The organism is Streptomyces sp. NPDC054840 (genome assembly GCF_053611065.1).
Map to the genome: position 1 here is coordinate 1 of NZ_JBSGZP010001042.1, position 1,376 is coordinate 1,376.

General features: G+C 69.6%; 3 protein-coding genes and 1 pseudogene. 2 read left to right on the forward strand and 2 right to left on the reverse strand.

The window, feature by feature from the left end:
* Positions 1 to 300: hypothetical protein (locus tag ACWGIU_RS37270; protein ID WP_453712494.1), on the forward strand; the 300-nt coding region annotated here is incomplete at its 5' end.
* A gap of 82 nt (positions 301 to 382) precedes the next feature.
* Positions 383 to 772, forward strand: a complete 390-nt coding sequence (locus tag ACWGIU_RS37275) for a hypothetical protein (RefSeq protein WP_453712496.1) — start codon at positions 383 to 385, stop codon at positions 770 to 772.
* Here ACWGIU_RS37275 and ACWGIU_RS37280 read toward each other — a convergent pair.
* Both ACWGIU_RS37280 and ACWGIU_RS37285 read right to left on the reverse strand, forming a co-directional pair.
* The gene (locus ACWGIU_RS37280) at positions 762 to 1,268 is read right to left on the reverse strand and encodes a GNAT family N-acetyltransferase (RefSeq protein WP_453712495.1); all 507 of its coding nucleotides are present in this window, start codon (positions 1,266 to 1,268) and stop codon (positions 762 to 764) included. The genes ACWGIU_RS37275 and ACWGIU_RS37280 overlap by 11 nt on opposite strands.
* 37 nt (positions 1,269 to 1,305) lie before the next feature.
* Positions 1,306 to 1,376 (reverse strand): annotated as a pseudogene (locus ACWGIU_RS37285) (sigma-70 family RNA polymerase sigma factor); the annotation flags it as partial.

Here is a 1,376-nt window from a genome sequence, read left to right on the forward strand (position 1 = left end):
GCATGGCGGGACCAGCCGACCAAGGACTGGCACTTCATCGGCATGGCCGTCGTGACCGTACTGGTCCTGGCGCAGCTGGTGATCGGCCTGGTGAAGCTGGCCCAGGGCGAGAAGCCCGACGAGGGCACGGTGATCTTCGTGGCCTACCTGGTGGGCGCGTTCGCCGCGGTACCCGCGGCCGGGATGCTCTCGCTGACCGAGCGGACGAGGTGGGGATCGATCACGGTGGCCGCCGGCGCCGTCGTCCTCGCCGTCCTCGAAGTACGGCTCTACGACATCTGGGGAACCACCGGTGCCTGACTCCGACACGACGAATGACACCGACACCGACGCCGACACCGGCACCGACACCGGCGGTGCCACCACCACCGGGCGCCGGCGGCTGGTCTCCGGGCCCGGTCTGCTGCTGGTGTGGCTGTACGGGGTGATGGTGGTGGGCGCGGTCTCCCGCTCGGCCTTCCAGATCTCCACCGAGTTCGGCCGGGCCCCGCTGGCGTACTCGCTGTCCGCCGTGGCCGCGCTGGCCTACGCGTTCATCACGTACTCACTGGTGCGCGGCGGTGAGAAGGCCCGCAAGGCGGCGTTGGTCTGCTGCGCCGCCGAGCTGGCGGGCGTGCTGGCCGTGGGGACCTGGACCGTGGTGCGGCCCGAGTCCTTCCCCGACACGACCGTGTGGTCCCAGTTCGGGCTGGGCTACCTGTTCATCCCGGTGATCCTGCCGATCACCGGGATGCTCTGGCTGCGCAAGCGCCGAGGGGCGTCTACGCGCTGACCGTGAAATCGGTCGGGTCCTTGGCTTCCTTCTCCAGGATCACCAGCTGGACACCGTCGGACGCCGTGCGGCCGCCGACCTTGACGTAGCCGGCCTTGCGGTAGAGGCGCAGGTTCGACTCGCTCTTGTGCCCGGTGTGCAGGCGGAAGCGGGTGGTGTTGCCGGGGCCCGCCAGGGCCTCCTCGACCGCGCGCAGCAGGCGCGCCCCGAGCCCGTGACCCTGCAGGCGGGGGTGCACACACAGCTTGGCGATCTTGGCGGTGCCGTCCTCGTCCACGTTGCCGCGCACGGTCCCGACGATCTCGTCGCCGAGCCGGGCCACCAGGACGGTGTCCGTCGCCAGCTCCCCCTTGAGGGAGTCCAGGGACTGGGTGAGCGGCTGGATGAGGTAGTTGCCGTAGAGCTCGGCCTCCCGCTGGAAGGCCAGGTACTGCAGTTTGAAGATCTGCTCAGCGTCCTCGGCAGCCGCCGCCGAAATGGTCACGCTCATGCCCATGTGCGCATGCCTCCAGCTCACCTGGTAGCCCGTTGGTCTACCGCTCCTTTCCCCGCAGGCCAGGAGCCGCAACCTCTGCAGCCAGCATTCTGCGCAGACATCCCAGGC